General features: G+C 69.7%; 21 protein-coding genes. 9 read left to right on the top strand and 12 right to left on the bottom strand.

Translation table 11 applies throughout. The features are described 5' to 3' along the window. Positions 1–12 precede the first annotated feature (12 nt). A complete protein-coding gene (locus tag PSV00_RS10895) occupies positions 13–453 on the top strand; it encodes a DUF6173 family protein (protein ID WP_300447021.1) in 441 nt (146 codons plus the stop codon). A gap of 3 nt (positions 454–456) precedes the next feature. Here PSV00_RS10895 and pip read toward each other — a convergent pair whose 3' ends face one another. Together pip and PSV00_RS10885 are read right to left on the bottom strand one after the other, a co-directional pair. Further along, positions 457–1,437 carry a prolyl aminopeptidase gene (gene pip / locus PSV00_RS10890; RefSeq protein WP_300447018.1) on the bottom strand — a complete coding sequence of 327 codons (981 nt, stop codon included), beginning with the start codon at positions 1,435–1,437 and terminating at the stop codon, positions 457–459. Between the two features lie 28 nt (positions 1,438–1,465). Continuing rightward, positions 1,466–1,837: a DUF423 domain-containing protein gene (locus tag PSV00_RS10885; protein WP_300447015.1), complete on the bottom strand. Its 372-nt coding sequence runs from the start codon at positions 1,835–1,837 to the stop codon at positions 1,466–1,468. A gap of 50 nt (positions 1,838–1,887) precedes the next feature. Here PSV00_RS10885 and PSV00_RS10880 point away from each other — a divergent pair, with 50 nt between their 5' ends. After that, positions 1,888–3,066 (top strand): MFS transporter, encoded by a 1,179-nt coding sequence (locus PSV00_RS10880; RefSeq protein WP_300447012.1) that lies wholly within the window; start codon positions 1,888–1,890, stop codon positions 3,064–3,066. On the opposite strand, the gene PSV00_RS10875 is transcribed toward PSV00_RS10880, so the two are convergent. From PSV00_RS10875 to PSV00_RS10865, 3 genes are all read right to left on the bottom strand, one after another. After that, complete coding sequence (locus PSV00_RS10875) at positions 3,063–3,662, bottom strand: hypothetical protein (protein ID WP_300447009.1); 600 nt, start codon at positions 3,660–3,662, stop codon at positions 3,063–3,065. The two genes, PSV00_RS10880 and PSV00_RS10875, sit on opposite strands and share 4 nt — an antisense overlap. A gap of 113 nt (positions 3,663–3,775) precedes the next feature. Then, complete coding sequence (locus tag PSV00_RS10870; RefSeq protein WP_300447007.1) at positions 3,776–6,337, bottom strand: tipN; 2,562 nt, start codon at positions 6,335–6,337, stop codon at positions 3,776–3,778. A gap of 124 nt (positions 6,338–6,461) precedes the next feature. Beyond that, positions 6,462–6,647 (bottom strand): hypothetical protein, encoded by a 186-nt coding sequence (locus PSV00_RS10865; protein ID WP_300447004.1) that lies wholly within the window; start codon positions 6,645–6,647, stop codon positions 6,462–6,464. 186 nt (positions 6,648–6,833) lie between these two features. Between PSV00_RS10865 and PSV00_RS10860 the strand changes: the two genes are divergently transcribed. Continuing rightward, complete coding sequence (locus tag PSV00_RS10860; protein ID WP_300447001.1) at positions 6,834–8,348, top strand: phospholipase D-like domain-containing protein; 1,515 nt, start codon at positions 6,834–6,836, stop codon at positions 8,346–8,348. On the opposite strand, the gene PSV00_RS10855 is transcribed toward PSV00_RS10860, so the two are convergent. The 5 genes from PSV00_RS10855 to PSV00_RS10835 all read right to left on the bottom strand — a co-directional run bounded on the left by PSV00_RS10855 (position 8,299) and on the right by PSV00_RS10835 (position 12,314). Next, positions 8,299–9,057, bottom strand: coding sequence for an endonuclease/exonuclease/phosphatase family protein (locus PSV00_RS10855; RefSeq protein WP_300446998.1), 759 nt, complete (start codon positions 9,055–9,057; stop codon positions 8,299–8,301). The two genes, PSV00_RS10860 and PSV00_RS10855, sit on opposite strands and share 50 nt — an antisense overlap. Before the next feature lie 63 nt (positions 9,058–9,120). Beyond that, positions 9,121–9,807: a TPM domain-containing protein gene (locus tag PSV00_RS10850; RefSeq protein ID WP_300446995.1), complete on the bottom strand. Its 687-nt coding sequence runs from the start codon at positions 9,805–9,807 to the stop codon at positions 9,121–9,123. Continuing rightward, the gene (locus PSV00_RS10845) at positions 9,807–10,646 is read right to left on the bottom strand and encodes a TPM domain-containing protein (RefSeq protein WP_300446992.1); all 840 of its coding nucleotides are present in this window, start codon (positions 10,644–10,646) and stop codon (positions 9,807–9,809) included. Before PSV00_RS10845 ends, PSV00_RS10850 begins: the two co-directional genes overlap by 1 nt. Further along, complete coding sequence (locus tag PSV00_RS10840; RefSeq protein ID WP_300446989.1) at positions 10,643–11,323, bottom strand: LemA family protein; 681 nt, start codon at positions 11,321–11,323, stop codon at positions 10,643–10,645. The genes PSV00_RS10845 and PSV00_RS10840 overlap by 4 nt, the downstream gene beginning before the upstream one ends. A 67-nt stretch (positions 11,324–11,390) precedes the next feature. Beyond that, the gene (locus tag PSV00_RS10835) at positions 11,391–12,314 is read right to left on the bottom strand and encodes a bifunctional methylenetetrahydrofolate dehydrogenase/methenyltetrahydrofolate cyclohydrolase (protein WP_300446986.1); all 924 of its coding nucleotides are present in this window, start codon (positions 12,312–12,314) and stop codon (positions 11,391–11,393) included. A 96-nt stretch (positions 12,315–12,410) separates the two neighbouring features. Between PSV00_RS10835 and PSV00_RS10830 the strand changes: the two genes are divergently transcribed. After that, positions 12,411–14,264, top strand: a complete 1,854-nt coding sequence (locus PSV00_RS10830) for a PPC domain-containing protein (RefSeq protein WP_300446984.1) — start codon at positions 12,411–12,413, stop codon at positions 14,262–14,264. A 37-nt stretch (positions 14,265–14,301) separates the two neighbouring features. Continuing rightward, a complete protein-coding gene (gene fni / locus PSV00_RS10825) occupies positions 14,302–15,333 on the top strand; it encodes a type 2 isopentenyl-diphosphate Delta-isomerase (protein ID WP_300446981.1) in 1,032 nt (343 codons plus the stop codon). A 10-nt stretch (positions 15,334–15,343) separates the two neighbouring features. On the opposite strand, the gene hutH is transcribed toward fni, so the two are convergent. Beyond that, a complete protein-coding gene (gene hutH / locus PSV00_RS10820) occupies positions 15,344–16,873 on the bottom strand; it encodes a histidine ammonia-lyase (RefSeq protein WP_300446978.1) in 1,530 nt (509 codons plus the stop codon). Positions 16,874–17,081: 208 nt separating this feature from the next. Then, positions 17,082–18,746, bottom strand: coding sequence for a urocanate hydratase (gene hutU, locus PSV00_RS10815; RefSeq protein ID WP_300446975.1), 1,665 nt, complete (start codon positions 18,744–18,746; stop codon positions 17,082–17,084). A 67-nt stretch (positions 18,747–18,813) separates the two neighbouring features. Between hutU and PSV00_RS10810 the strand changes: the two genes are divergently transcribed. The 4 genes from PSV00_RS10810 to PSV00_RS10795 are packed head-to-tail and all read left to right on the top strand — an operon-like array spanning position 18,814 to position 23,227. After that, complete coding sequence (locus PSV00_RS10810; protein WP_300446973.1) at positions 18,814–19,521, top strand: UTRA domain-containing protein; 708 nt, start codon at positions 18,814–18,816, stop codon at positions 19,519–19,521. 3 nt (positions 19,522–19,524) lie between these two features. Then, positions 19,525–20,427, top strand: coding sequence for an agmatinase family protein (locus PSV00_RS10805; protein WP_300446971.1), 903 nt, complete (start codon positions 19,525–19,527; stop codon positions 20,425–20,427). Then, positions 20,427–21,644: an imidazolonepropionase gene (gene hutI / locus PSV00_RS10800; protein WP_300447317.1), complete on the top strand. Its 1,218-nt coding sequence runs from the start codon at positions 20,427–20,429 to the stop codon at positions 21,642–21,644. Before PSV00_RS10805 ends, hutI begins: the two co-directional genes overlap by 1 nt. Next, positions 21,641–23,227: an NAD(P)/FAD-dependent oxidoreductase gene (locus PSV00_RS10795; RefSeq protein WP_300446969.1), complete on the top strand. Its 1,587-nt coding sequence runs from the start codon at positions 21,641–21,643 to the stop codon at positions 23,225–23,227. Before hutI ends, PSV00_RS10795 begins: the two co-directional genes overlap by 4 nt. The last annotated feature ends 8 nt before the right edge of the window (positions 23,228–23,235 follow it).

Genomic DNA, 23,235 nt, shown 5'->3' with positions numbered 1-23,235 from the left:
TAGGCTGGACGTATGAGCAGTCCCATACCCAAGGCCGACCCGGCCATGTTCGCCCCCTGTCCGCAGCCGGTCAGCGCCCTGGCTCCCGAGGCGGCGGCGGACATGGCCCGGGGCGTGAAGATGCGCGAGAACCCGGCCGAATGGGCCTTCGTCCGCCTGTCGAAACTGATCGAGGATTTCGAGAAGGGGATCGACAAGGATGAGGAGGTCGGGGCGCGTCTGGTCGGCCTGCCCGGCGACGGCACCATGCAGATCGAGGACCTGGGCTTCTGGGGGCCGGACCTGATCCTGTTCCTGGGCAAGAACGCCGAGGGCAAGACGGTGCGTCTGGTGCAGCACTATACCCAGATCAACGTGCTGCTGAACGCCGTGAAAAAGCCCGAGGAACGGCCCGCCCGGCGGATCGGCTTCCAGCTGGGCGAACTGGTCGAGAAGACCAATCCGAAGGACTGAAGCCTAGGACGGGAGCGTCGCCGCCCAGTCGGTCGCCCGGATCAGGCTGTCGATGATCCCCGGCTCGGTCGAGGCGTGGCCGGCGTCGGGCACGATGTCGAGTTTGGCGTCCGGCCAGGCCCGGTGCAGGGCCCAGGCTCCGGAGATCGGGGTGACCACGTCGAACCGGCCCTGGGCGATCCAGGTCGGGATGTGGCGGATGCGGCCGATGTTCCTGATCAGCCAGTTCTCTTCCGGGAAGAAGCCGCCATTGACGAAATACCAGCATTCGATACGGGCAAAGGCGACGGCGAAGGCCGGGTCCGCGAATTTGTCGGGACAGCTGGACGGGCCCTGGACGCTGACGGTCTCGCCCTCCCAACTGGACCAGGCGACGGCGCAGCGGTCGCGCTCGGCGTGGTCGTCACCGGTCAGCCGCTTGTAGTAGGCCCCCATCAGGTCATGGCGTTCGTTTTCGGGGATGGGGGCCAGGAACCGTTCCCAGGCGTCGGGGAAGATCATCGAGGCCCCGTCCTGGTAGAACCAGTGCAGCTCCTTGCGGGTCAGCAGGAAGATACCGCGCAACACCAGGCTGGCGACCCGTTCCGGATGGGTGATGGCGTAGGCCAGCGACAGGGTCGAGCCCCAGGAGCCGCCGAACACGACCCATTTGTCGATGTCGCAGCGTTCGCGCAGCCGTTCGATGTCGGCGATCAGGGTCCAGGTGGTGTTGTCCTCCAGCGAGGCATTGGGGCGGCTCTGGCCGCAGCCGCGCTGGTCAAACATGACGATGCGGTATTTGGCCGGATCGAAATAGCGGCGCATGCCCGGATTGACCGAGCCGCCGGGCCCGCCGTGCAGGACCAGAACCGGCAGGCCCTGGGGGTTGCCGCTCTCCTCGTAGTAGATTTCATGCGGGCCGTCCGTGGCCATCCAGCCGGAGGCGAAGGGCTCGATCTCGGGATAGAGGTCGCGGCGGGTGGTTTCAGACACGGTAAAAGCCATACGGGACAGGAACTTTCAGCTTGGCGGGTCAGGCGATGGTATTTTGTGATTTGAACCCGGCAATGGCCAGCAAAATCCATCCCAGGATCATCAGCAGGCCGCCGACCGGGGCGACCGCGCCCATCAGCGACAGGTCGGCGAGGGCGATCAGCGACAGGGCCGTCGCGAACACCAGACCGCCGGAGGCGGCCAGCCAGCCGGCGGCGCGGACAAGGCGGTCGCGGACCGGCCAGGCGGCGCACAGCAGGGCCAGGACCGCATGGGCCAGCTGGTAGTGGGCCCCGGTGGTCAGCAGGACCTTGGCCGCCGGGCCGGCCCCGTGGGCGGCGAAGGCTCCGGTCATTACGGCCATCGCGCCGTTCAGCGCCGCGAACACCATCAGATTTCGGGACTGGATCATGGTGAAAAGCCTAGCCCATGGGAGGGGCCGAGTCTGCTATCGGTCCGCCCATGACCCCCGCCCGCCGCATGGCGCTCCAATATGTGTTGCTCTTCGGTGCCACCGGAGTGAGCCTGCCCTATGCCGGACTGTGGTTCCGCGCCCAGGGGCTGTCGGGGACCCAGATCGGCAGTCTGCTGGCGGTGCCGATGCTGGCGCGGGTCCTGACCGGGCCGTTGATCGCCGTGTGGGCCGACGGCTTTGCGACCCGGCGTGCGCCGATCGCCATCCTGGGCCTGACGGCGGCCCTGGGTTATGGCGCGGCCGGACTGGTCGAGGGCTACTGGGCCTGGCTGGCCTGCTGGTTTGTCGGGGCCGGGGCGGCGGCGGGGATCATCCCCTTGACCGATGTGCTGAGCCTGCGGCTGGCGCGGCACGGCGGCTTCGCCTTTTCTGTGCCGCGCGGCTTCGGCTCGGCCGCCTTCGTCGTCGCCAATGTGGTGATGGGGGCCCTGCTGGTGCGGGCCAGTGTCGACCTGGTGATCGTCTGGATCGTGGTGGCCGCCCTGCTGATCGCCGGGGTCGCGGCCTTTGTCCTGCCGCCCGAGCCGGTCGACGAGGCGGGCCCCAGTCTCGGGGCCGAACGGTTCCGCGGCATGGGGCGGCTGGTCGCCGATCCGGCCTTCATGACCGCCCTGTTCGCGATCGGCGCGGTCCAGGCGGCCCATGCCTTCTACTACGGGTTCTCGGCCATCCTGTGGAAGGCGCAGGGGCTGGCCGAGAGCGTGACCGGCCTGTTGTGGGCCTTTTCGGTCGTGGTCGAGATCGGCTTCATGTGGTGGATTGAGCCGTGGCGGCGGCGGCGCGGCATCGGGCCGTGGCTGATGCTGGTGATCGGCTCCGGGGCAGCGATGGTGCGCTGGACCGCCATGGCCTTCGCCCCGCCGTTGTGGCTGCTGTGGCCGCTGCAGGCCCTGCATGCGCTGAGTTTCGCCGCCACCTATCTGGCCGGGGTCGAGATCGTCGAGCGGCTGAGCCCGCCGGGCAGCCAGACGGCGGCCCAGACCCTGAGTTCGGTGCTGTCGGCGGGGGTGCTGATCGGGCTGGCGACGGCGCTGGCGGGGCCGCTGTACGACGTCTTCGGGGCGGGCGGCTATCTGGCGATGACGGGGATGGCCCTGACCGGAGCGGTGGCGTCGCTGTGGGTGCGGCGGTCGTTGTCAGCGGTGGGCCGGCAGACCCAGGCCTAGTTGCCGTAGGATCGGGGCAGGGGTGACAGGTGGCTGGCCATGGCGGCGGCGGCGGCCTTGACCCCGCGCTGGACGGCGGCGTCGGAGGCCGTCTCCGGGGCGCGCAGCAGGCCGATGGCCGGGCTGTCGGTGCCGTCGGGCAGGCTGGAGAGAATGCGGTACAGCAGATAGCTGCCGGCATCGGCCTCGGACTCCGAGGAGGCGGCGGCGGCCAGGCCGGCATCGGTCAGGGCCTGGACGATTTCGGCGGCCGGGGCCGTGGCCCGGGCCAGGCCGGGGCCGGTGTCATCAAGACGGCCGGTGCCGTTCAGGACGCGGTTCTCGGCCCGCATCTGGATCTGGAAGGCGTCGCCGTGGCCGGTGCGGCCGACCAGCAGCAGGGCGCGGCAGCCGCGCTCGCGCAGATGGGCTTCCAGGGTCGCGGCGAGGGTTTCAGGATCATCGGCGGCGACGGGAATGGTTCGCGCCCCCACGGGGTTCCAGGCGACGCCCGACAGATCCTCGACCGGGTCCCAGCCGGATTCATCAGCATCCCAGGCGCAGATCACGATCGCGGGTCGGCGGTCGGGCGCGGCTTCTGCCTGGATATCGAGCATGGATCCTGCTTGCGCGTGACACTTACATGACGGCTGGAGAACGGTGTCCTTAACGCCCCGCCCGCGTCAAGCTTCGAATGGCAATCCATGGCATCGGCGTGCGGTCCGGCCGATCAGCCGAGGTCGCCGATCGCGGCGTCCAGCAGCATGAAGGCCCGGCCCCCGTCCGAGGTCAGCAGGGCCAGGACGCCCGCGCCGTCGCCGGTCCGGGCGCGCAGGCGCTGGCTGAAGCCGTGGACGAACTGTTCGGCGTCATTGCGCAGATCGGAATCGCTGAGAACCCGGCGCGAGACGCTGCGCACGGCGGCCGGAGCGACCCGGCGGACGATCTGGCGGGCCCGGTCGGAGTCCCGGTCGGTGATGGCCTGGGCGGATTCCTCGACGCGGGAGCGGGGCAGCAGGGCGTTGGGGTCGACGCCCATCCGGCGGATGGCGGCGATGATCCGTTCGGTCAGCACATCGAGCTGGGCGTCGGTCTGATCGTTGCCGGCGGCCTCGGGCATGACGGGCGTATCGAGATCCAGCGGCGGTTCGTCCGCGTCGCTGTTCTCGAGGTCGCTCCAGTCCAGCCGGTCGTCGACCGGGGTCGGCGGCGGGGATTTGCCGGCGGGCTCGAGTTTCAGCCGGCCGCGCAGGCCGAAGCCCCGGCCGGTTTCGGCGCGTGCCGGACGGGGGCCGGCCGGATCGCCCGACGTCTGATCCTCGGCGGCGGTGGTTTCGCGCCGTCGGGGCGCGGGGGTGTCGCCGGAGACGACCCCCATCAGCCGCACCGCCTCGGTCAGCATTTCGTAGTTGCGACGCACCCGCTCCTGGAAGCCGGCGTCGAGGGCCTCGGTGTCCTGGGCGGCCTTGCGCGAGGCGGCGGTCAGGGCCGCCAGTCCCTCTTCGACAGAGGCCCGCACGGCATCGATCCGCTTCTGGGCCTGGTCGGGCAGGTTGCTGGCCCGCTCGTCCAGTTCGCCGATGGCGTCTTCCATCCGGGCGAAGGTGATGTTCATCCGCTCGACCGTGGCCTCGAGCCGTTCCAGCGCCCGTTCCCCGGCCTCGTCGACGAGACCGGCGGTCTCTCCGACCAGACGACGCGCGCCCTCGATACGGGCGTCGGCGGCCTGGTCGGCCTTCTGGGCCGCGTCAAACAGGGCCTCGCCCAGCCGGTCGGCGCGCACCTGGGCCTGGTCAGCGGCCCCTGAGGCGGCGAGGCGGGAATCCTCGGCCGTGGCCTGCAGCGCGGCCAGGGCGCGGCGGGTTTCCTCGACCAGGTTGTCCCGGGCCTCGGCGGCCATGGCCTCGAAGCGGTCGAGGGCGACCTTGGTGGCATTGTCGAAGCCATCGGCCTCGCGCTGGGACATGTCGACGAGGGCGCGGAACTGGTCCGTCGCCGCGTCGACCAGTTCCTTGAGGGAGTCGGTCGAACTGGCCGAGGTCTGGCCGAGGTCGGCGGCGGCGGCGCGGGCGGCCGACAGCTGTTCGATCAACTGGGCGCGCTGGCTCTCGACCTGGGCGGAGAAATCCTCCTGGTCGGTGCGCAGCGAATAGGCGGCGGTGACCAGGGCGGCACGCTGCTGGCCGAGGCCGGCCTCAACCGACTGGATCTGTTCGGACACGCCGGTGCCGGCATTTTCCAGTCGCAGGGTCTGGCGGGCCAGGTCGTCGGCGGCGATGCGGGCCGCGTCCTGGGCCTCGCCCGCGGCGGCGGCGAGATCGGCGGCCCGGGCGGCGAGGGCAGCCTCGGCCTCGCGCAGCTGGGTCTGGGCCAGGTCGGAGGCATCCACGACCATGCGCGACTGGCGTTCGACCGCGTCCAGAACGCTGGCGGCCTGGGTGTCGAGCTGCAGGCCGAGGGTTTGCATACCCTCACGCTCGCGGCCCAGCTGTTCCGACAGGCGGCGGGCGGTGCGGCCGGCCGTCTCGGCGGCCTCGTTCAGCCGGGTGGTTTCTTCGGCCAGGGCCTCGCGCAGCAGGGTCATCTCCGAGCGGGCGCGTTCGATGGCCAGCGAGGCCTGGTCGATGTCCTGACGCAGGGTCGAAAGGACCTCACCGGCCTGCTGGGCGGCGAGGGCGGTCGGGGCGACCAGGGCCTGGGCCAGTTCGCGGGCCCGGCGGGTTTCGGCGGCGATGGTCGAGCCCTGACGCACAGCGTGGGCCAGCATGATGGCCAGGCCGGTCGGGGCGAGGGCGATCAGGGCGTAGATGGCCAGTCTGAGCGGTTCCAGCTCCACCGCGCCGGAGCCGATCTCATAGGCCAGCATCGAGGCGACGCCGCCGATCCACAGGACCGACCCGGCCGCGGCGATCATATAGGCGGCGCGGCTGACCGGGGCCGGCAGGTCTGATGCCATCACCGCCGAAGACGGGGGCGGGGACGGCATGGCGGGCGGATCCCAGGCGACGGGCGGTGCATCCGCGGATTCGGCGAATTCGGGTGTCGCGGCCGGTTCGGCATCGAGGACGGGGGCCGGTTCGGCGGCGCGTTCGGCGTTCAGACGCTTTTCCTCGGCCAGTCGCCGTCGCCGCCGCTCGGACATCGGACGTTGCGGTTGCGCGTTGGAATCGACGGCCGGACCGCCGTCGGCCTTTGACTCCGGTGCCGCCGCATCGTCGCTCGCAGGGCGACTGTCAGGCGTCGGCAGCTCAAGGTCGGACAGGTTCAACGGCGTACGTTTCGGAGGCTTCATGGAGCGTCGATCTCGATCCCGGGGACGTCGTCGCGGACAGCGCGCGCGCAGGCCAGCAACCCTAGCGGCTTAGCGGAGGGGAGCAAAGGCGGCCGGGTCAATTCCCCCGGGAGCCGACGAATGCTCAACAGTCGCGTTTGGATCCGGCCGCCGGCGCGATCACGGCCGCCGTCGGGGTCTCGCAGTCGGTGACGCGGTGAATTTCGCGTTCGGCCTGACGGGGCGCGTGCATATTGACGCCGAACTGGGACAGGGCCGCAGCCGCCAGCATGGCGATAAAACCTGCGATCATCTGGATCAGCGCCTGCATCGCCGACCTCCCCGGTTCAGAAACGATGATGTTTCTATGCGCCAAAAGCGGCGATCGGGCAAATACCGGCCGCCGCGAAGGCCTGGATATTGACCCTGATGGCTGGTCCGTGGAACGGAAGTCGGGTTCAGACGTCCTGAACACGGCGCACATCCCGACGTCATGCGAATCGGTCAGGCTGACGCCATGCACGACGAGACCGACAGCCCCGACGAGACCCTGCTGCACCCGGGGCAGGATTGCTGGCGGGTCGAGACCGCAGGCCGTTTCGCCGTGCTGATGGAGAACGAGGCCTATTTCGACGCCCTGAAGTCATCGCTGGACAAGGCGCGGCGCTCGATCGTGATCCTGGGCTGGCAGTTCGACCCCCGCACACGGCTGGACCCGGAAACCCGTCACGGCGACCGTCAGGCCGAGATCGGCCACCAGCTGCGGATGCTGGTCAAGTCGCGACCGGATCTGGATGTGCGGCTGCTGATCTGGAAATCTCCGCTGTTGATCGCCGCCTCCCAGGGGTTTTACCCGCACCGGGCCCAGGGCTGGTTCCGCAAGCGGATGGTGGAGTTCCGTCTGGACTCCCCGGGACCGATCGGAGCCTGCCACCATCAGAAGGTGGTGATCATCGATGACGCGGTCGCCTTCTGCGGCGGTGGTGACATCTCGACCGATCGCTGGGACACGTCGGAACATCTGGACGGCGATCCGCGCCGCTGCCAGCCGTCGGGCCTGATCTCGGCCCCGCGCCACGAAATGATGTGCGTGCTGGACGGCGCGGCGGCCCGGGCCCTGGGCGACCTGGCCCGCGAACGCTGGTTCCGGGCGACCTGGGAACGGACCGTCCCCGACACGGTGCCCGGCGACCCCTGGCCCGACGGGGTCACCCCCGACCTGCTGGACACCCCCGTCGCCATCGCCCGCACCGAGCCCAAATGGGGCGGGCGCGGCGAGGTTCGGGAGAATGAGGCCCTGTATCTGGAGATGATCTGCCGGGCGCGCCGGCTGATTTATCTGGAGAACCAGTATTTCACCTCGCCGGTGATCGCCGCGGCCCTGGCCGAGCGGCTGGCGGAGGCGGACGGACCCGAGGTGGTGCTGATCTCGACGGCCGGAAGCCCGAGCTGGTTCGACCGGATGACGATGGACACGGCCCGGTCCGAGGTGCTGTTCCGGCTGGAAAGTGCCGACACCCACGGCCGGTTCTCGGCCTTTGCCCCGGTGACCCCGGAAGGAGCCCGGATCATCATCCATGCCAAGATCGCGGTCATTGACGACCAGGTGCTGCGGATCGGCTCGACCAATCTGAACAACCGGTCACTGGGGCTGGATACCGAATGTGACGTGGCCGCGGAGCCGACGACGGCCGCCGGTCGGGCGAGGATCGCCAGCATCCGTCACCACAGTATCGGTCATTTCATCGGGGTGACGGCGGATGCGTTTGCGGCCGCCGAGGCGGCGATGGGGTCGACCGGAGCGGCGATCCGGCATTTCGATACGGGACGTATGCGTCCGCTGGGGGCCGCGCCGCCCTCGGTGGTCGAACGGTTCATCGCCGAATGGCAGCTGGGCGATCCCTCGTCGTCCGACGACGCCTGGCGACCGTGGCGGCGGCGCAATCCGTCACAACGGACCGAGCCCGGGCGGCTGAGTGATCTCAGGACGCGGGGCGGCGAGTTGCATCCGGATCCACATCGAAATCCATGATCAGCGGCAGGTGATCCGAAGCCATCCGCGCCAGGGGCGAGAACGGGGCCGACATCGCGCGAACCGTGATGTCGGGGCTGACGAAGCAGTGGTCGATGCGGATCGCCGGAAAGCTGGACGGAAAGGTCTTGATCGACGGCTTCAGGCCGAGCGTGCGCTGGGCGTCGGGCAGTCTGCGGACCAGGGTCTGGTAGGGGCGGGTCAGGGAGGTGGCGTTGAAGTCACCGGTCAGGATCGTCGGTCCGGCGCAGTCCGGATGGCCCAGCCAGTCGGGACCGGCCAGCGCCTCGGCCTGCAGCCGCTGTTCGCGCGGCACAAGGCCGAGGTGGGTATTGAGGATATTGACCGGCACGCCGTCGATATCGACGACCACCCACAGGGCCCCGCGTGGCTCCAGTCCCGGAATGCCGCGAACGGTCGGCAGGGGGCCTGACCTGACCAGCTGCTCGGGGCGATGGGTCAGGATGGCGTCGCCGTACAGTTCCGCCTCGACCCGCATGGCCGGGTGGAAATGGAAGGACATGGCCAGGCCCTCGGCGATGGCACAGGCCTGGTCGATAAAGCCGGTGCGGGCCCGGCCCACGTCCAGTTCCTGCAGGCAGACAATGTCGGGCTGATGCTCGGCGATGACGGCGACGATGCGATCGATGTCGAGGCGTCGATCCACCCCGACGCAGCGGTGGACATTGTAGGTCAGCAGGCGGGCCATGGGATCCTTGGCGAGTGGCGGTGCCCGTCCGGCGACGGACGGAGTCTCGGGGCGGGCAGGGGGTCAGATCACGACCAGTCGGTCGGCGACCTCGTTGGAATTTTTCGCGCCCGGGGGAAATTGTTCGGCCAGGGCCTTGCCGCACAGATCGATCGCCTGTTCGAAGCCCTCGACCGGGCGGTTCGTGCGCAGTCCCCTGACCAGAACCTCGACGGAGGCGGCCCAGATGTCGTGATCGACCCGGGCGTGAATGCCCGCGTCAGCGATGACCTCGACCTGATGATCCGACAGGGCGGCGAAGATCAGCACGCCGGTGCGGCCTTCGGTCACCTGCAGCCCGTGGGCCAGGAACTGGCTCAGGGCGACGCGGCGGACCCGGGCGCGACGGATACTGCGCGGGGTCACGAGGCGACGCACGGTCGGGATCGAGGTCAGGATGAAGACGGCCAGGAAGACCGCGGCCTGGATCAGCGCATAGGCGGCCAGGGTACGGCCGACCGTGACCTCCCGCGCGGCCAGATGGGCGACCTCCCAGCCATTGCCGAAGCCGGGCAGCCATGTCGCGTCGAAGCCGAACGGGACCAGGGCCAGCGGCAGGATCAGGGCCCCCGCTGCCGCCCAGCCGAGCGAGATGTCACGATAGGAGGAGACCTGCCCCGCGAGGATGCAGAAAATCTCGCCCGAGGTCCGGGTTTCGGCCTCGGCGATGGCGCGGGCGATGCGCGCATGGTCATCGGCTGTGAATTTCATCACCATCCTCCCGAGGCACCGCCGCCGCCGAAACTGCCGCCGCCGCCGCCGAAACCACCCCCGCCGAAGCCGCCACCGCCGCCGAAGCCGCCGCGTCCGCCGCGGCCGCTGTTTCTCAAAGCCTCCGTCGCCGCCCAGATCAGGATCGGGGTCAGGCCGTCACCGCCGGGACGACGTCGTCCGCGCGAGGAGGCCGCCCCGATCAGGGCGAACAGCAGCAGGAGGAAGACCACACTGATGACCACAATCGCCCCGATCGGCAGTTCGGTCTTCGGCCTGGCGGCGTCGGCGGCCAGGGCCCGGGCCTCGGCCGGGTCGAGTCGCAACTGGGTGTCGATGGCCGCGACGCCGCGGGTGATCCCGGCCTCATAGCCGCCGGTCCGGAAGGCGGGCAGGATGTCGTTCTGGATGATCAGGGCCGACAGGGCGTCGGTCAGAACCGGCTCGAGTCCGTAGCCGACCTCGATGCGGACCTTGCGTTCCGTCGGAGCGATGATCAGCAGGGCACCGTTGTTTCCGGCCTGCTGGCCGATGCCCCAGGCGCGGCCCAGCTGGTAGCCATAGTCCTCGATCTCGTAGCCCTGCAGGCTGTCGACGGTGACGACCACCACCTGATCGGTTGTGTCGCGCTCGAGGGCCGCGAGCGTCTCGGTCAGCGCGGCCTCGCGGGCCGGACTGAGCAGCCCGGCCCCGTCGACGACCCGACCGGTCAGGGCCGGAAAGGTCGGCGCGGCAAGGGTCGGCACCGCGGCGAAAAGCCAGATCAGCAGGACGACGACCAGACCGGATATCGTCCGCGCGTCGTTGCGATCCGACAGTGACCGGCATGGCCGGGTCACGGGGCGGGGGTCGCCGCCGGGGTTGCGCCGGGTGTGACCGGAGGCGCCGCGCCGCCGGGGGCGGCCGGACCGAGGCCGTCGAAATTGACGGTCGGGGCCGTCTGCGCCTCGGCCGTGGCCGTGAACAGCTGCATCGGCTCGGCATCGGACTGCAGGGTCTTGGCCCAGATCACGGTCGGGAAGGTCCGCAGCGACGTATTATAGTCCTGGACCGCCGCATTGTAGTCGCGCCGGGCGATGGCGATCCGGTTCTCGGTTCCTTCCAGCTGGGACTGGAGGGCGAGGAAATTCTGGTTTGATTTCAGATCAGGGTAGCGTTCGACCACCAGAAGCAAACGGGACAGGGCCTGGGACAGTTCGCCCTGGGCCGCCTGGTAGCGCTGGAAGGCGGCGGGGTCGTTCAGGGTCTCGGGTGTGACGGTCACCCCGGTGGCGCGGGCCCGGGCCTCGATGACCTGGGTCAGGGTGGTGCGCTCCTGGATGGCGGCACCCTGCACCGTCGACACCAGGTTGGGGATCAGGTCGGCCCGGCGCTGGTACTGCGACTGGACATCGGCCCAGCGCGCCTTGGCGGCTTCCTGTTTGGTCGGAATGGTATTGTAGCCGCACCCGGCGACCGACGGCAGGATGATGACAGCCGCGGCAATGGCAGAGGCACGCGGGGTGAACCGGATCATGGACGTCTCCTGGGCGGAACCGACGGGGCGCGATGGAGCCCGACTATCCGCCCAAGAGGACAGGGCATCAAGCGTCGAGTGAGTCCGGCGTCACCCCGGCGGCCCGGCAGGCGGCCGTATAGGTGTTGGCCAGCAGGCAGGCGATGGTCATCGGACCGACGCCGCCGGGGACCGGGGTGATCCGCCCGGCGACCGTCACCGCCTCGTCGAAGGCGACGTCACCGACCAGCCGGGTCTTGCCCTCGGCGGCCCTGGCCGGATCGCGTGACGGCAGGCGGTTGATGCCGACGTCGATGACGGTCGCCCCGGGGCGGATCCAGTCGCCGCGGATCATTTCCGGCCGGCCGACCGCGGCGACCAGGATGTCGGCGGTGCGGCACAGGGCGGGCAGGTCGCGGGTGCGGGAATGGGCGATGGTGACGGTGCAGCTCTCGGCCAGCAGCAGCTGGGCCATCGGCTTGCCGACGATGTTGGAGCGGCCGACGATCACGGCATTGAGGCCGGACAGGTCGCCGAGCGCGGCCTTCAGCAGCATCAGACAGCCCAGGGGGGTGCAGGGCACGAGGCCGGGCAGGCCGACGGCGAGCCGGCCGGCATTGACGACATGAAAGCCGTCCACGTCCTTGTCCGGGTCGATCGCGCCCAGTACGGCGCTGGTGTCGATGTGGGCCGGCAGGGGCAGTTGCACCAGGATGCCGTGAATGCCGGAATCCGCGTTCAGGGCGGCGACCAGGGCCAGCAGGGTTTCCTGGTCGGTGGAGTCCGGCAGGCGGTGGGTGTCGGACCGCATACCGGCCGCCAGGGTGCGCTCGCCCTTGTTGCGGACATAGACCTGGCTGGCGGGGTCCTCGCCGACGATGACGACGGCCAGACCGGGCTTGATGCCCCGGTCAGCGATCAGGCGGGCGGTGGCGGCGGTGACGCGATCGACGAGGCCGGCGGCGAAGGCCTTGCCGTCTATCAGGGTCGCGCGGGCGGTCTCGGCCGTCATGCGGCGCTCCTGTTGTCATGAATCGATTAAGTCAGGCGCGATTTACAGCCCCCCCGGTTCGGCGTCTATGATCAGCCCAGGAACAAGGGGGCTCAAATGCGTCGTTCAATCTCTATTGCCACGGTCAGTGTCCTGGCCCTGATGGTCGTTGCGGCTCCGGCCCTGGCCCAGGAAGCGATCCGGATCGGCGCTTCGGTCACCGGGACGCTGGATGAGGCGGATGCGATCGCCGCCGATGAAGGCTACCGCTACGACGACTATCGCTTCACCGCGCGCACCGGCCAGCGGCTGGACATCATCATGCGGTCCGAGGCGTTCGACACCTATCTTGGCCTCTACAATGCCGAATCGGACGCGGACGAACTGCAGGGTGACGACGACGGCTTCGGCGGGGGCACCGACTCGCGTCTGCGCTTCACCGCCGACCGGGACGGCGACTATCTGTTGCGGGCGCGGACCCTGTCCGGGCCGGACGGCGGTGCCTATACGCTGTCGATCAGCGAGCGGCCGCCGGCGGCGCGGGCCCCGCGGCCCACGGCGATCCGTATCGGTCAGGACCGCTCGGGCGAGCTGGCGGCGCGCGACCCGGAGACCGAAGAGGGGTCCTTCTATGACGCCTACAGCTTCCGGGCGCGGACCGGGGACCGGGTCGGAATCCGGCTGGCCTCCACCGCCTTTGATCCGGTGGTGCGGGTCGGGCGGATGAACGGAAACGAATTCGTCGAACTGGCCCAGAACGACGACGGCCCCGGCGGCGGCGCGCTGGATTCCTATCTGGTGTTCACGGCCCCCGGCAACGAGACCTTCATCGTGCGCGTTACACCGCTGTCCGAGACCGGCACCGGTGCCTATACACTGAGCCTGTCGGAGGTTGCGCCCGTCGCGCCCGGCGAATCCATCACCATCGGCGCGAGCATCGACGGGGAGCTGAACGAGTCCGACGGCAAGAATGACGCCGGTCAGACGGCGGACGGCTACCGGTTCTCCGGCCAGGGCGGACAGCGACTGCAGGCGACGATGACCTCGTCGGCCTTCGACACCTATCTGGAACTGTTCAGCATCGACGCTGCCAGCGGCGCGCTGACCAGTCTGCGATCGGACGACGATGGCGGCGAGGGCACGGATTCCCGGCTGACCTATACCCTGCCGGCCGACGGCGAATACCGGCTGGAGGCGCGCAGCTTTTCCGGCGACGCCACCGGGGCCTACAGCCTGTCCCTGAACGAGATCGAGCCGGAACCGGCCCCCGAGGCCCTCGCGTTCGGCGTGACCGTCGAGGGCGAGATCGGCGAGGGTGATCCGCGCGACGGCGATGACCGCGGCTATGATTCCTACGGCTTCAGCGGGGTCGAGGGGCAGAGGGTGCAGATCATCATGCGCTCGGGTGATTTCGACACCTATCTGCAGGTCAGCGCGTCCGACGGCGAGTTCACCGTCCTGGCAGAGGATGACGACGGCCTCGGCGAGGGCACGGATTCGCGGCTCAACTTCACCCTGCCCGCCACCGGCGACTATGTGTTGCGCGCCTCGCCGCTCGGGTCAGAGGCCGAGGGCCTGTATTCGATCGAGCTGATCGACCGGGGTCCGCAGCCGGAGCCCGGCAGTATCCTGGTGGGGGCGACCGCGCGCGGCACCCTGGTCGACAATGACGCCACCGCGGACGACGGCAGCTATTTCGATGCCTATGCCGTGCATGTGAAGGAGGGCGACAAGCTGGTGATCACCATGGTCTCCAACGATTTCGACGCTTTACTGACCCTGGGACAGACCCAGGAAGACGGCACGTTCGAAGCCCTGGAACAGGACGATGACAGCCTGTCCGACACCCATGCCAAGCTGGAATGGACCGCACCGTCCGAAGGGACCTATGTCATCCGGGCCGGAAGTTTCGGACAGGGCCAGACCGGGGCCTATGCGATGACCGTCGACCGTCAGCCCGAGCGCCGATGAGGCCTGCCGTCCCGACACGGGCCGGCGGAGCCCCGGCGTGACCGACGCCGTCCCCGGCCGCAAGGACCAGCATCTTGACGTGGTCCTGTCGGGCGGCGGCCGCCACCGGACCGACGCCGGCTTCGACGCCGTGCGCTTCGTGCACGAGGCCCTGCCGGATCTGGATCACGGCAAGATCGACCTCGGGGCCGACCTGCTGGGTCGGCGGCTGCAGGCCCCCTTGCTGATCAGCGCCATGACCGGTGGTCCGGCGCGGGCCGGGGCGATCAACATCCGGCTGGCCGAGGCGGCCCAGCATCTGGGCATTGCCCTGGCGGTCGGCTCGCAGCGTTCAGCGCTGGAAAGCGGCGGCGCGCCCGGGCTGGACCTGGGGCTGCGGCAACGGGCCCCGGACACGCCGATCCTGGCCAATATCGGTGCGGCCCAGCTGACCCGCGGCTTTGGCGTGGACGCGGCGCGCCGGGTCATCGACATGATCGGGGCCGACGCCCTGATCGTGCATCTGAATCCCCTGCAGGAAGCCTGTCAGCCCGAGGGCGACCGCGACTGGTGGGGTGTCGGGGCGGCGCTGGGCGCGCTGATCCGCAGGCTGGACGCGCCGGTTCTGGTCAAGGAGACGGGAGCGGGCCTGTCGGCCGCCACCGCGCGGCGACTGGTCGAGATGGGCGTCGCCGGGCTGGACGTGGCCGGTGCCGGCGGGTCGAACTGGGGCCTGATCGAGGGCGAGCGGGCACCGGATCCCGCCGACAAGGCCCATGCTGCGGCCTTTTCCGACTGGGGCAATCCGACGGCGACGGCCATCGCCGCGGTACGGGCGGCCTGTCCCGACACGCTGATCATCGGCTCGGGCGGGGTACGCGACGGCGTCGACGCGGCCCGCGCCATCCGGCTGGGGGCCGATATCGTCGGTCAGGCGGCCGGGTTGCTGAGCGCGGCCACTGTCTCGACCGAGGCGGTGGTCGACCATTTCCAGATCGTCATCCGGCAGTTGCGGACCGTCTGTTTCTGCACCGGCTCGTCCAGTCTGGCGGTGCTGCGACGCGCGCCGTTGCAGCCGGAACGGCCCTAGAGGTCGACCCCTATTCCGACGGCAGCAGGCCCGCCGCAAAGGCCCGGTAGCGGCCGGCCCTGACACCGTCCGTGGCCCGGGCGATGTCGGGGGCGAAATAGTGGTCGCTGCCGTAGGCGGCGGCGGCCTCGCGGACGATGGCGAAGACCTGTTCCAGATCGGGCGAGGACGTCAGCGGGCGGTGGAACTCGATCCCCTGGGCGGCGGCCAGCAGCTCGATCCCGACGACGGCGGCGGTGTTCTCGGCCATGTCCAGCAGGCGGCGCGCGCCGTGGGTGGCCATGGAGACGTGGTCTTCCTGGTTGGCGGAGGTCGGGACGGTGTCGACGCTGCACGGATGGGCGACCATCCGGTTCTCGGCCACGAGGGCGGCGGCGGTGACCTGGGCGATCATGAAGCCGGAGTTGAGGCCGCTCTCCTTCACCAGGAAGGCGGGCAGGGCGCTCATGTTCGGATCGACGAGAATCGAGGTCCGGCGCTCAGACATATTGCCGATCTCGCACAGCGCCATGGCGATCTGGTCAGCGGCAAAGGCCACCGGCTCCGCGTGGAAATTGCCGCCGGAGATGACGTCACCGTCCTCGATGAAGACCAGCGGATTGTCGGTCACCGCATTGGCTTCGCGCGTCAGGGTGGCGGCGGCATTGTTGAGCAGGTCGAGGATGGCCCCCATCACCTGGGGCTGGCAGCGCAGGGAATAGGGGTCCTGGACCTTGGAACAGTCGTGGCGGTGGCTGTCGCGGATGGCGCTGCCGGCCATCAGGGCGCGCAGGCGTCCGGCGACGGCGATCTGGCCGGGCTGGCCGCGCAGGGCGTGGATGCGGGCGTCGAACGGGGCGTCGGATCCCTTGAGGGCATCGACCGACAGGGCCCCGGCGGCGACGGCGGCGGCATAGACGGCCTCGGTGGCGAACAGGCCGGCCAGACACAGGGCGGTCGAACACTGGGTGCCGTTCAGCAGGGCCAGACCCTCCTTGGGGCCGAGGGTCAGGGGTTTGAGAGCGGCGCGGGCCAGGGCGGCTTCCGCGGACAGGAGCTCGCCCCTGTGACGGGCCTCGCCGACGCCGATCAGGACGCAGCTCATATGGGCCAGGGGGGCGAGGTCGCCCGAGGCCCCGACCGACCCCTTGGACGGGATACAGGGCAGGACGTCGGCATTGACCATGGCGATCAGGGCCTCGAGCGTCCCGCGGCGGATGCCCGAGGCCCCGCGCGACAGGCTGGCGATCTTCAGCACCATCAGCAGGCGCACGACCGGGTCGCTCAGCAGCGGGCCGACGCCGCAGGCATGGCTGAGCACCAGGTTGCGCTGCAGGGTCTCGAGATCTTCCGGCGCGATCGAGGTGTTGGCCAGCAGGCCGAAGCCGGTGTTGATGCCGTAGACGGTGCGACCCTCGGCGACGATGGCGGCGACCGTGGCGGCCCCCTTGTCGACATTGGCCCAGGCGGCCGGGGTGAGGTCGACGGTGCAGGGGCCGTCGAGCACGGCGCGCAGCCGGGCGAGGGTCAGGGGCGTGGTGCCGAGGGTGAGTTTGGTCATGCGAGGTGTTCCGTGATCATCGACCCCTCTCCCAGCGGGAGAGGGCTTGAGCGCGCGAGAGCGTAGCGATCGCTTCTGGCGCGAAAGGGTGAGGGGTTTCGGTGCGGGATGGCTGGACGCCGTAATCCCTCACCCGACCGCGCCAGAACGACGTCCCGGATCAGGTCCGGGACGCCGTGCGCGGTCTCCCTCTCCCGCCGGGAGAGGGTCACAGAATGCCCGGCAGATTGAGCCCGTGTTCGCGCGCGGCGTCCTTCGCGATCTCATAGCCGGCGTCGGCGTGGCGCATGACCCCGGTGGCCGGGTCGTTCCAGAGCACGCGTTCCAGACGTTTCGCCGCCTCGGGCGTGCCGTCGGCGACGATGACGACGCCCGAGTGCTGGCTGTAGCCCATGCCGACGCCACCGCCGTGATGCAGCGACACCCAGCTGGCACCGGAGGCGGTGTTGAGCAGGGCGTTGAGCAGGGGCCAGTCGGACACGGCGTCGGAGCCGTCCATCATTGATTCGGTCTCGCGGTTGGGGCTGGCGACCGAGCCGGAGTCGAGGTGGTCGCGGCCGATGACGATCGGGGCGCTGAGCTCGCCCGAGGCGACCATGTCGTTGAACATCAGGCCGGCCCGGTGGCGGTCGCCGAGGCCGATCCAGCAGATACGGGCGGGCAGGCCCTGGAAGGCGATGCGTTCGGCGGCCATGTCCATCCAGCGGTGCAGGCCGGCGTTGTCGGGGAACAGGTTTTTCATCGCCGCATCGGTTTTGGCGATGTCGGCCGGATCACCGGACAGGGCGGCCCAGCGGAACGGGCCGATGCCGCGGCAGAACAGCGGGCGGATATAGGCCGGGACGAAGCCGGGGAAGTCGAAGGCGTTGGCGACCCCGGCGTCGAAGGCGACCTGACGGATGTTGTTGCCATAGTCGGTGACCGGGATGCCGGCGGCCTGGAAGTCCAGCATGGCCTGGACGTGGACAGCGCAGGACTGGCGGGCCGCGGCCGCGACGGCGGCGGGGTCGGAGACGCGTTTGTCCTCCCATTCCGCGACGGTCCAGCCCTGGGGCAGATAGCCGTTGATCAGGTCGTGGGCGCTGGTCTGGTCGGTGACCAGATCGGGCCGCACGCCGCGCCGGACCAGTTCAGGCAGAACATCCGCCGCATTGCCCAACAGGCCGACAGATATGGCTTTTCCGTCCGCCCTGGCCTGTTCAAGAAGGGCCAGGGCCTCATCAAGGGTCTCGGCCATCACGTCGAGGTAGCGGGTCTTCAGCCGCATCTCGATCCGGCTGCGCTGGCATTCGACGGCGAGGCAGGAGGCCCCGGCCATGGTCGCCGCCAGCGGCTGGGCCCCGCCCATGCCGCCGAGCCCGGCGGTCAGGATCCAGCGGCCGGTCCAGTCGCCGCCATAGTGCTGGCGACCGGCCTCCATGAAGGTCTCATAGGTGCCCTGAACGATGCCCTGGGTGCCGATGTAGATCCACGATCCGGCCGTCATCTGGCCGTACATCATCAGCCCTTTGCGATCGAGCTCGTTGAAATGCTCCCAGGTCGCCCATTTGGGCACCAGGTTGGAGTTGGCGATCAGCACGCGCGGGGCGTCGACGTGGGTGCGAAACACGCCGACGGGCTTGCCCGACTGGACCAGCAGGGTCTGGTCGGGTTCCAGTTCGCGCAGTTCGTGGACGATGCGATCGAAGCTGGCCCAGTCGCGGGCGGCCTTGCCGATGCCGCCATAGACCACGAGATCCTCGGGCCGTTCGGCGACCTCGGGATCGAGGTTGTTCATCAGCATGCGCAGGGCCGCCTCGGCCGCCCAGGTTTTCGCGGTCATCTCGGGGCCGCGGGGGGCGCGAATGACGCGGGTGTTGGGGGTGGCGGTCATGAGAAGCTCCCTGTCTGCCGTCAGGTTATGTCTAGACATAACTCAGGGCAAGCCGGATAGTCGGCCGATGGACACCCCGGTCATCCATCGACGGATCGAAGGCGACATCGCGCGCCGCATCCTGTCGGGGGAGTGGAAGCCCGGTTTCCGGCTGCCGACCGAGGGTGAGCTGATGGCCCAGTACGGCTGCGCGCGGATGACGGCCTCCAAGGCCATGTCGAGACTGGCGGCGCGGGGACTGGTGACGCGCCGACGCCGGGCCGGGTCGGTGGTGGCCCACCCGCCGCTGCATTCGGCGTCCCTGGTGGCCATTCCTGACATCCAGACCGAGGTCGAGGGTCGGGGCCTGACCTATGGCCATCGGCTGTTGTCGCGTCAGGTGCGGGCGGCGACGGCGGAGGAGGCCTGGCTGGCCGGGCAGGGGCTGCTGATCGCGGTCGAGACCCTGCATCTGGCCGACGACCTGCCGTTCGGTCACGAGCGGCGGCTGATCGCCCTGGCGGCGGCACCGGAGGCGGAGGCTGCGGACTTTGCCGTGCAGGCCGCGGGCAGCTGGCTGCTGGCGCGGACGCCGTGGACGGAGGCCGAGCACAGGATTTCGGCCGTGGGCGCGGACCACGACATCGCCCGGGCGCTTCGGTTGCCTTTGGGGGCCCCGTGTCTGAAGCTGGAGCGCCGGACCTGGCGCGACGGTCAGGGCGTGACCTGGGCCTGGCAGACCTTTCCCGGCGACGCCTATGATCTGGTCGCCAAATTCTCGCCGACGAAAGCCTGAGGCATGACGCAAGACACACCGAAATCGGATGCCCTGTCGTGGACCTCCATCGCCGATCTGCTGGGGAATCATGTGGATGCGCCGGTGGCCCTGATCGGGGCCCCGCTGGGCGAGCGGTCGCTGACGCCGGGCCGCTGTGACCTGGCCCCGAAGGCGCTGCGGGCGGTACTGCCGCGCTTCTCGGTCTATGACGTCGAGACCGGGGTCGACCTGTCCGACCTGCGTATCCATGAGGCGGGCGATGTGCCGCTGAAGGCCCTGTCGCCGGCGGACGGATTCGGTCCGGTGCGCGATGCGGTGGCCGGACAGGCCCATCGGGCGCTGACCATCCTGCTGGGCGGCAATAATGCGGTGACGCGGCCGGGCGTGCACGGCATCGGTCTGGCGCGCGCCGGGCTGCTGACGCTGGATGCCCATTTCGACCTGAGGGATACCGATCAGGGGCTGACCAACGGCAATCCGGTCCAGGCCCTGCTGGAGGACGGCCTCGACGGGGCGCGGATCAGCCAGATCGGCCTGGCCCCGTTCGCCAATACCCGGCGGGCGCATGACAAGGCCAGGGCGGCGGGGATTTCGGTGCGCACGGCGCGGGAGTGCCGCGAGCAGGGCACCGCCGTGGTGGTGGCGCAGGAGCTGGCGCGGCTGGCGGCTCTGGTCGAGGTCATCTTCGTCGATTTCGACATCGATGTGATCGACCGCAGCCAGTGGCCGACCTCGCCGGGGGCGCGGCCGGGCGGCATCAGCGTGCATGACTTCTTCGACGCCACCCGGGTGATCGGGGCCCATCCGAAGGTGAAGGCCGTCGACCTGACCGAATATGACCCGTCGCTGGAGATCGGCGACCTGGGTTCGCTGACGGCCGGGCGCTGGCTGTGCGAACTGCTGGCCGGGTTCGCCTCGCGATGATCCGCGCCGACCGCCTGATCACCGACTGCCGGATCGCGACCATGGTCGCGGGTGGCGAACCCTACGGGGCGATCGAGGACGGGGCGATCCTGATCCGCGACGGGCGGATCGCCTGGGTCGGGGCGCGGGCTGACCTGCCGGACCATGAGGCGACAGAGACTGACCGGCTGGGCGGGGCCTGGGTCACGCCGGGGCTGATCGACTGCCATACCCATCTGGTGTTCGGCGGGGATCGGTCGGGCGAGTTCGAACAGCGGCTGGAGGGGGCGACCTATGAAGAGATCGCCCGGGCCGGGGGCGGGATCGTCTCCAGCGTCAAGGCGACCCGGGCCGCGTCGGAGGAGGCGCTGTTCGACTCGGCCATGCGCCGGCTGGACGGGCTGACGGCGACGGGGGTGACGACGGTCGAGATCAAGTCCGGTTATGGCCTGGACCGCGAGAGCGAGCTGAAGATGCTGCGTGTGGCCCGGCGTATCGGGGCCGAGACCAACGTGCGGGTGCGGACCAGCTATCTGGGCCTGCACGCGGTGCCGCCGGAGTGGAAATCGGATCGCGGCCACTATGTCGATCTGGCGGTGGACGAGATCCTGCCCGCCGCCCATGCCGAGGGGCTGGTCGACATGGTCGACGCCTATTGCGAGCCGATCGCCTTCTCGACCGAGGAGGTGGCGCGGCTGTTCGACAAGGCGAAGGCGCTGGGCCTGCCGGTCAAACTGCATGCCGACCAGCTGTCGGACGGCGGCGGGGCGGCGCTGGCGGCGAAATATGGCGCGCTGTCGGCCGACCATATCGAACACACGACCGGGGCGGGGGTGAAGGCCATGGCCGAGGCCGGGGTGGTCGCCGTGCTGCTGCCCGGGGCCTATCTGATGCTGCGCGAGACCAGGCCGCCGCCGGTCCCGCTGCTGCGGGACCACGGGGTGGCCATGGCGGTGGCGACCGACTGCAATCCGGGCACCTCGCCGCTGGCCTCGATGACGGCGGCGCTGAACCTGGCCTGTGTCCAGTTCCGCCTGACGCCGGAGGAGGCGCTGGCCGGGGCGACGCGGGTCGCGGCGAAGGCGCTGGGGCTGGAAGCGGAGATCGGCACGATTGAAGTGGGCAAGGTCGCGGACCTGGCGGTGTGGGACATCACCCGCCCGGCCGAGCTCTGCTACTGGCTGGGCAAGCCGCTGCTGTTTTCACGCTATGTCGACGGCTGGCCGGAGCAACCATGACCACCACAAATACCGACGTCGTCATTCTGGGCGGCGGCCACAACGGGCTGGTCTGCGCCTTCTATCTGGCGAAGGCCGGACTGAAGGTGACGGTGCTGGAGCGGCGTCATGTCGTCGGCGGGGCGGCGGTGACCGAGGAATTCCACCCGGGCTTTCGCAACTCGACCGCCAGCTACACGGTCAGCCTGCTGAACCCGAAGGTGATCGCCGACATGGACCTGGCCGGGCACGGTCTGAGGGTGGTCGAGCGGCGGATGTCGAACTTCCTGCCGCTGGACGACGGTCAGTATTTCACGGCCGGGGAGGGGCGGACCAGGGCCGAGATCGCCCGCTTCTCGACCCGCGATGCCGAGCGGCTGGAGGCCTATGAGACCCGGCTGGAAACGGTGGCGGCCATCCTGCGCGATCTGGTGCTGCAGGCCCCGCCCAATGTGGTCGAGGGTGGCTGGCTGGCGGCCCTGCCCGAGATGCTGAAGGCGGGTGCGGTCGGGCGGCGGGTGGCGGGTCTGGACGTGACCGGGCAGCGCGACCTGCTGGACCTGTTCACCAAGTCGGCCGGGGACTGGCTGGACGGCTGGTTCGAGAGCGATCCGATCAAGGCCCTGTTCGGCTTCGACAGTATCGTCGGCAACTATGCCAGCCCCTATACGCCGGGCTCGGCCTATGTGCTGCTGCATCATGTGTTCGGCGAGGTGAACGGTCGCAAGGGCGTCTGGGGGCACGCGATCGGCGGCATGGGGGCGATTACCCAGGCCATGGCCAGGGCCTGTGCCGGGGTCGGGGTCGACATCCGGCTGGAGGCACCGGTGGCCGCCGTCCTGACCGAACAGGGCCGGGCCGTGGGCGCGGTGACCGAGGCCGGGGATACGGTGCGGGCCCGGGCCGTGGTGTCGAACCTGCATCCGCGTCTGCTGTTTGACCGGTTCGTCGATCCGGCGGTGGTGCCGAAGGATTTCCAGGAGCGGATCGGCAACTATGCGTCGGGGTCCGGGACCTTCCGCATGAATGTGGCCCTGTCCGAACTGCCGACCTTCACCGCCCTGCCAGAGGCGGGCGATCATCACACGGCCGGGATCATCATGGCCCCGAGCCTGGCCTATATGGACCGGGCCCATGCCGAGGCGCGGCTGAACGGCTGGTCGTCGAAGCCGATCGTCGAAATGCTGATCCCCTCGACGCTGGACGACAGCCTGGCCCCGGCCGGGCAGCATGTCGCCAGCCTGTTCTGCCAGCACGTTGATCCGACCCTGGCGGACGAGCACCGGGACACGGTCGCGGACCTGATGATCGAGACGGTCGACGGTTATGCGCCGGGGTTCAAGGCTTCGGTGGTCGGGCGTCTGGCCCTGACCCCCAGGGATCTGGAACGGCGCTTTGGCCTGGTCGGGGGCGACATCTTCCACGGCAAGCTGGGGCTGGACCAGTTGTTCAGCGCGCGGCCGGTGATGGGCCATGCCGATCACCGGATGCCGGTGCCGGGTCTGTATCTGTGCGGCTCGGGGGCCCATCCGGGCGGCGGGGTCACCGGGGCCCCGGGGCATAATGCGGCCCGGGCCGTGCTGAAGGACGTCAAACGTCGCTGACGCGGCCG

This window comes from Brevundimonas sp. (genome assembly GCF_029945885.1).
Classification (GTDB): domain Bacteria; phylum Pseudomonadota; class Alphaproteobacteria; order Caulobacterales; family Caulobacteraceae; genus Brevundimonas.
This window is presented reverse-complemented; position numbering and strand designations above follow the sequence as displayed.

Bases quoted from the DNA above. Each gene is read 5' to 3' on its own strand.
- hutH (WP_300446978.1), bottom strand. From the start codon at position 16,873: ATGACCAAACTCACCCTCGGCACCACGCCCCTGACCCTCGCCCGGCTG.
- PSV00_RS10865 (WP_300447004.1), bottom strand. From the start codon at position 6,647: ATGCAGGCGCTGATCCAGATGATCGCAGGTTTTATCGCCATGCTGGCG.
- PSV00_RS10840 (WP_300446989.1), bottom strand. From the start codon at position 11,323: ATGATCCGGTTCACCCCGCGTGCCTCTGCCATTGCCGCGGCTGTCATC.
- PSV00_RS10850 (WP_300446995.1), bottom strand. From the start codon at position 9,807: ATGAAATTCACAGCCGATGACCATGCGCGCATCGCCCGCGCCATCGCC.
- PSV00_RS10835 (WP_300446986.1), bottom strand. From the start codon at position 12,314: ATGACGGCCGAGACCGCCCGCGCGACCCTGATAGACGGCAAGGCCTTC.
- pip (WP_300447018.1), bottom strand. From the start codon at position 1,437: ATGGCTTTTACCGTGTCTGAAACCACCCGCCGCGACCTCTATCCCGAG.
- PSV00_RS10880 (WP_300447012.1), top strand. From the start codon at position 1,888: ATGACCCCCGCCCGCCGCATGGCGCTCCAATATGTGTTGCTCTTCGGT.
- hutU (WP_300446975.1), bottom strand. From the start codon at position 18,746: ATGACCGCCACCCCCAACACCCGCGTCATTCGCGCCCCCCGCGGCCCC.
- PSV00_RS10885 (WP_300447015.1), bottom strand. From the start codon at position 1,837: ATGATCCAGTCCCGAAATCTGATGGTGTTCGCGGCGCTGAACGGCGCG.
- PSV00_RS10830 (WP_300446984.1), top strand. From the start codon at position 12,411: ATGCGTCGTTCAATCTCTATTGCCACGGTCAGTGTCCTGGCCCTGATG.
- PSV00_RS10795 (WP_300446969.1), top strand. From the start codon at position 21,641: ATGACCACCACAAATACCGACGTCGTCATTCTGGGCGGCGGCCACAAC.
- PSV00_RS10805 (WP_300446971.1), top strand. From the start codon at position 19,525: ATGACGCAAGACACACCGAAATCGGATGCCCTGTCGTGGACCTCCATC.
- PSV00_RS10875 (WP_300447009.1), bottom strand. From the start codon at position 3,662: ATGCTCGATATCCAGGCAGAAGCCGCGCCCGACCGCCGACCCGCGATC.
- PSV00_RS10870 (WP_300447007.1), bottom strand. From the start codon at position 6,337: ATGAAGCCTCCGAAACGTACGCCGTTGAACCTGTCCGACCTTGAGCTG.
- PSV00_RS10810 (WP_300446973.1), top strand. From the start codon at position 18,814: ATGGACACCCCGGTCATCCATCGACGGATCGAAGGCGACATCGCGCGC.
- PSV00_RS10860 (WP_300447001.1), top strand. From the start codon at position 6,834: ATGCACGACGAGACCGACAGCCCCGACGAGACCCTGCTGCACCCGGGG.
- PSV00_RS10895 (WP_300447021.1), top strand. From the start codon at position 13: ATGAGCAGTCCCATACCCAAGGCCGACCCGGCCATGTTCGCCCCCTGT.
- PSV00_RS10855 (WP_300446998.1), bottom strand. From the start codon at position 9,057: ATGGCCCGCCTGCTGACCTACAATGTCCACCGCTGCGTCGGGGTGGAT.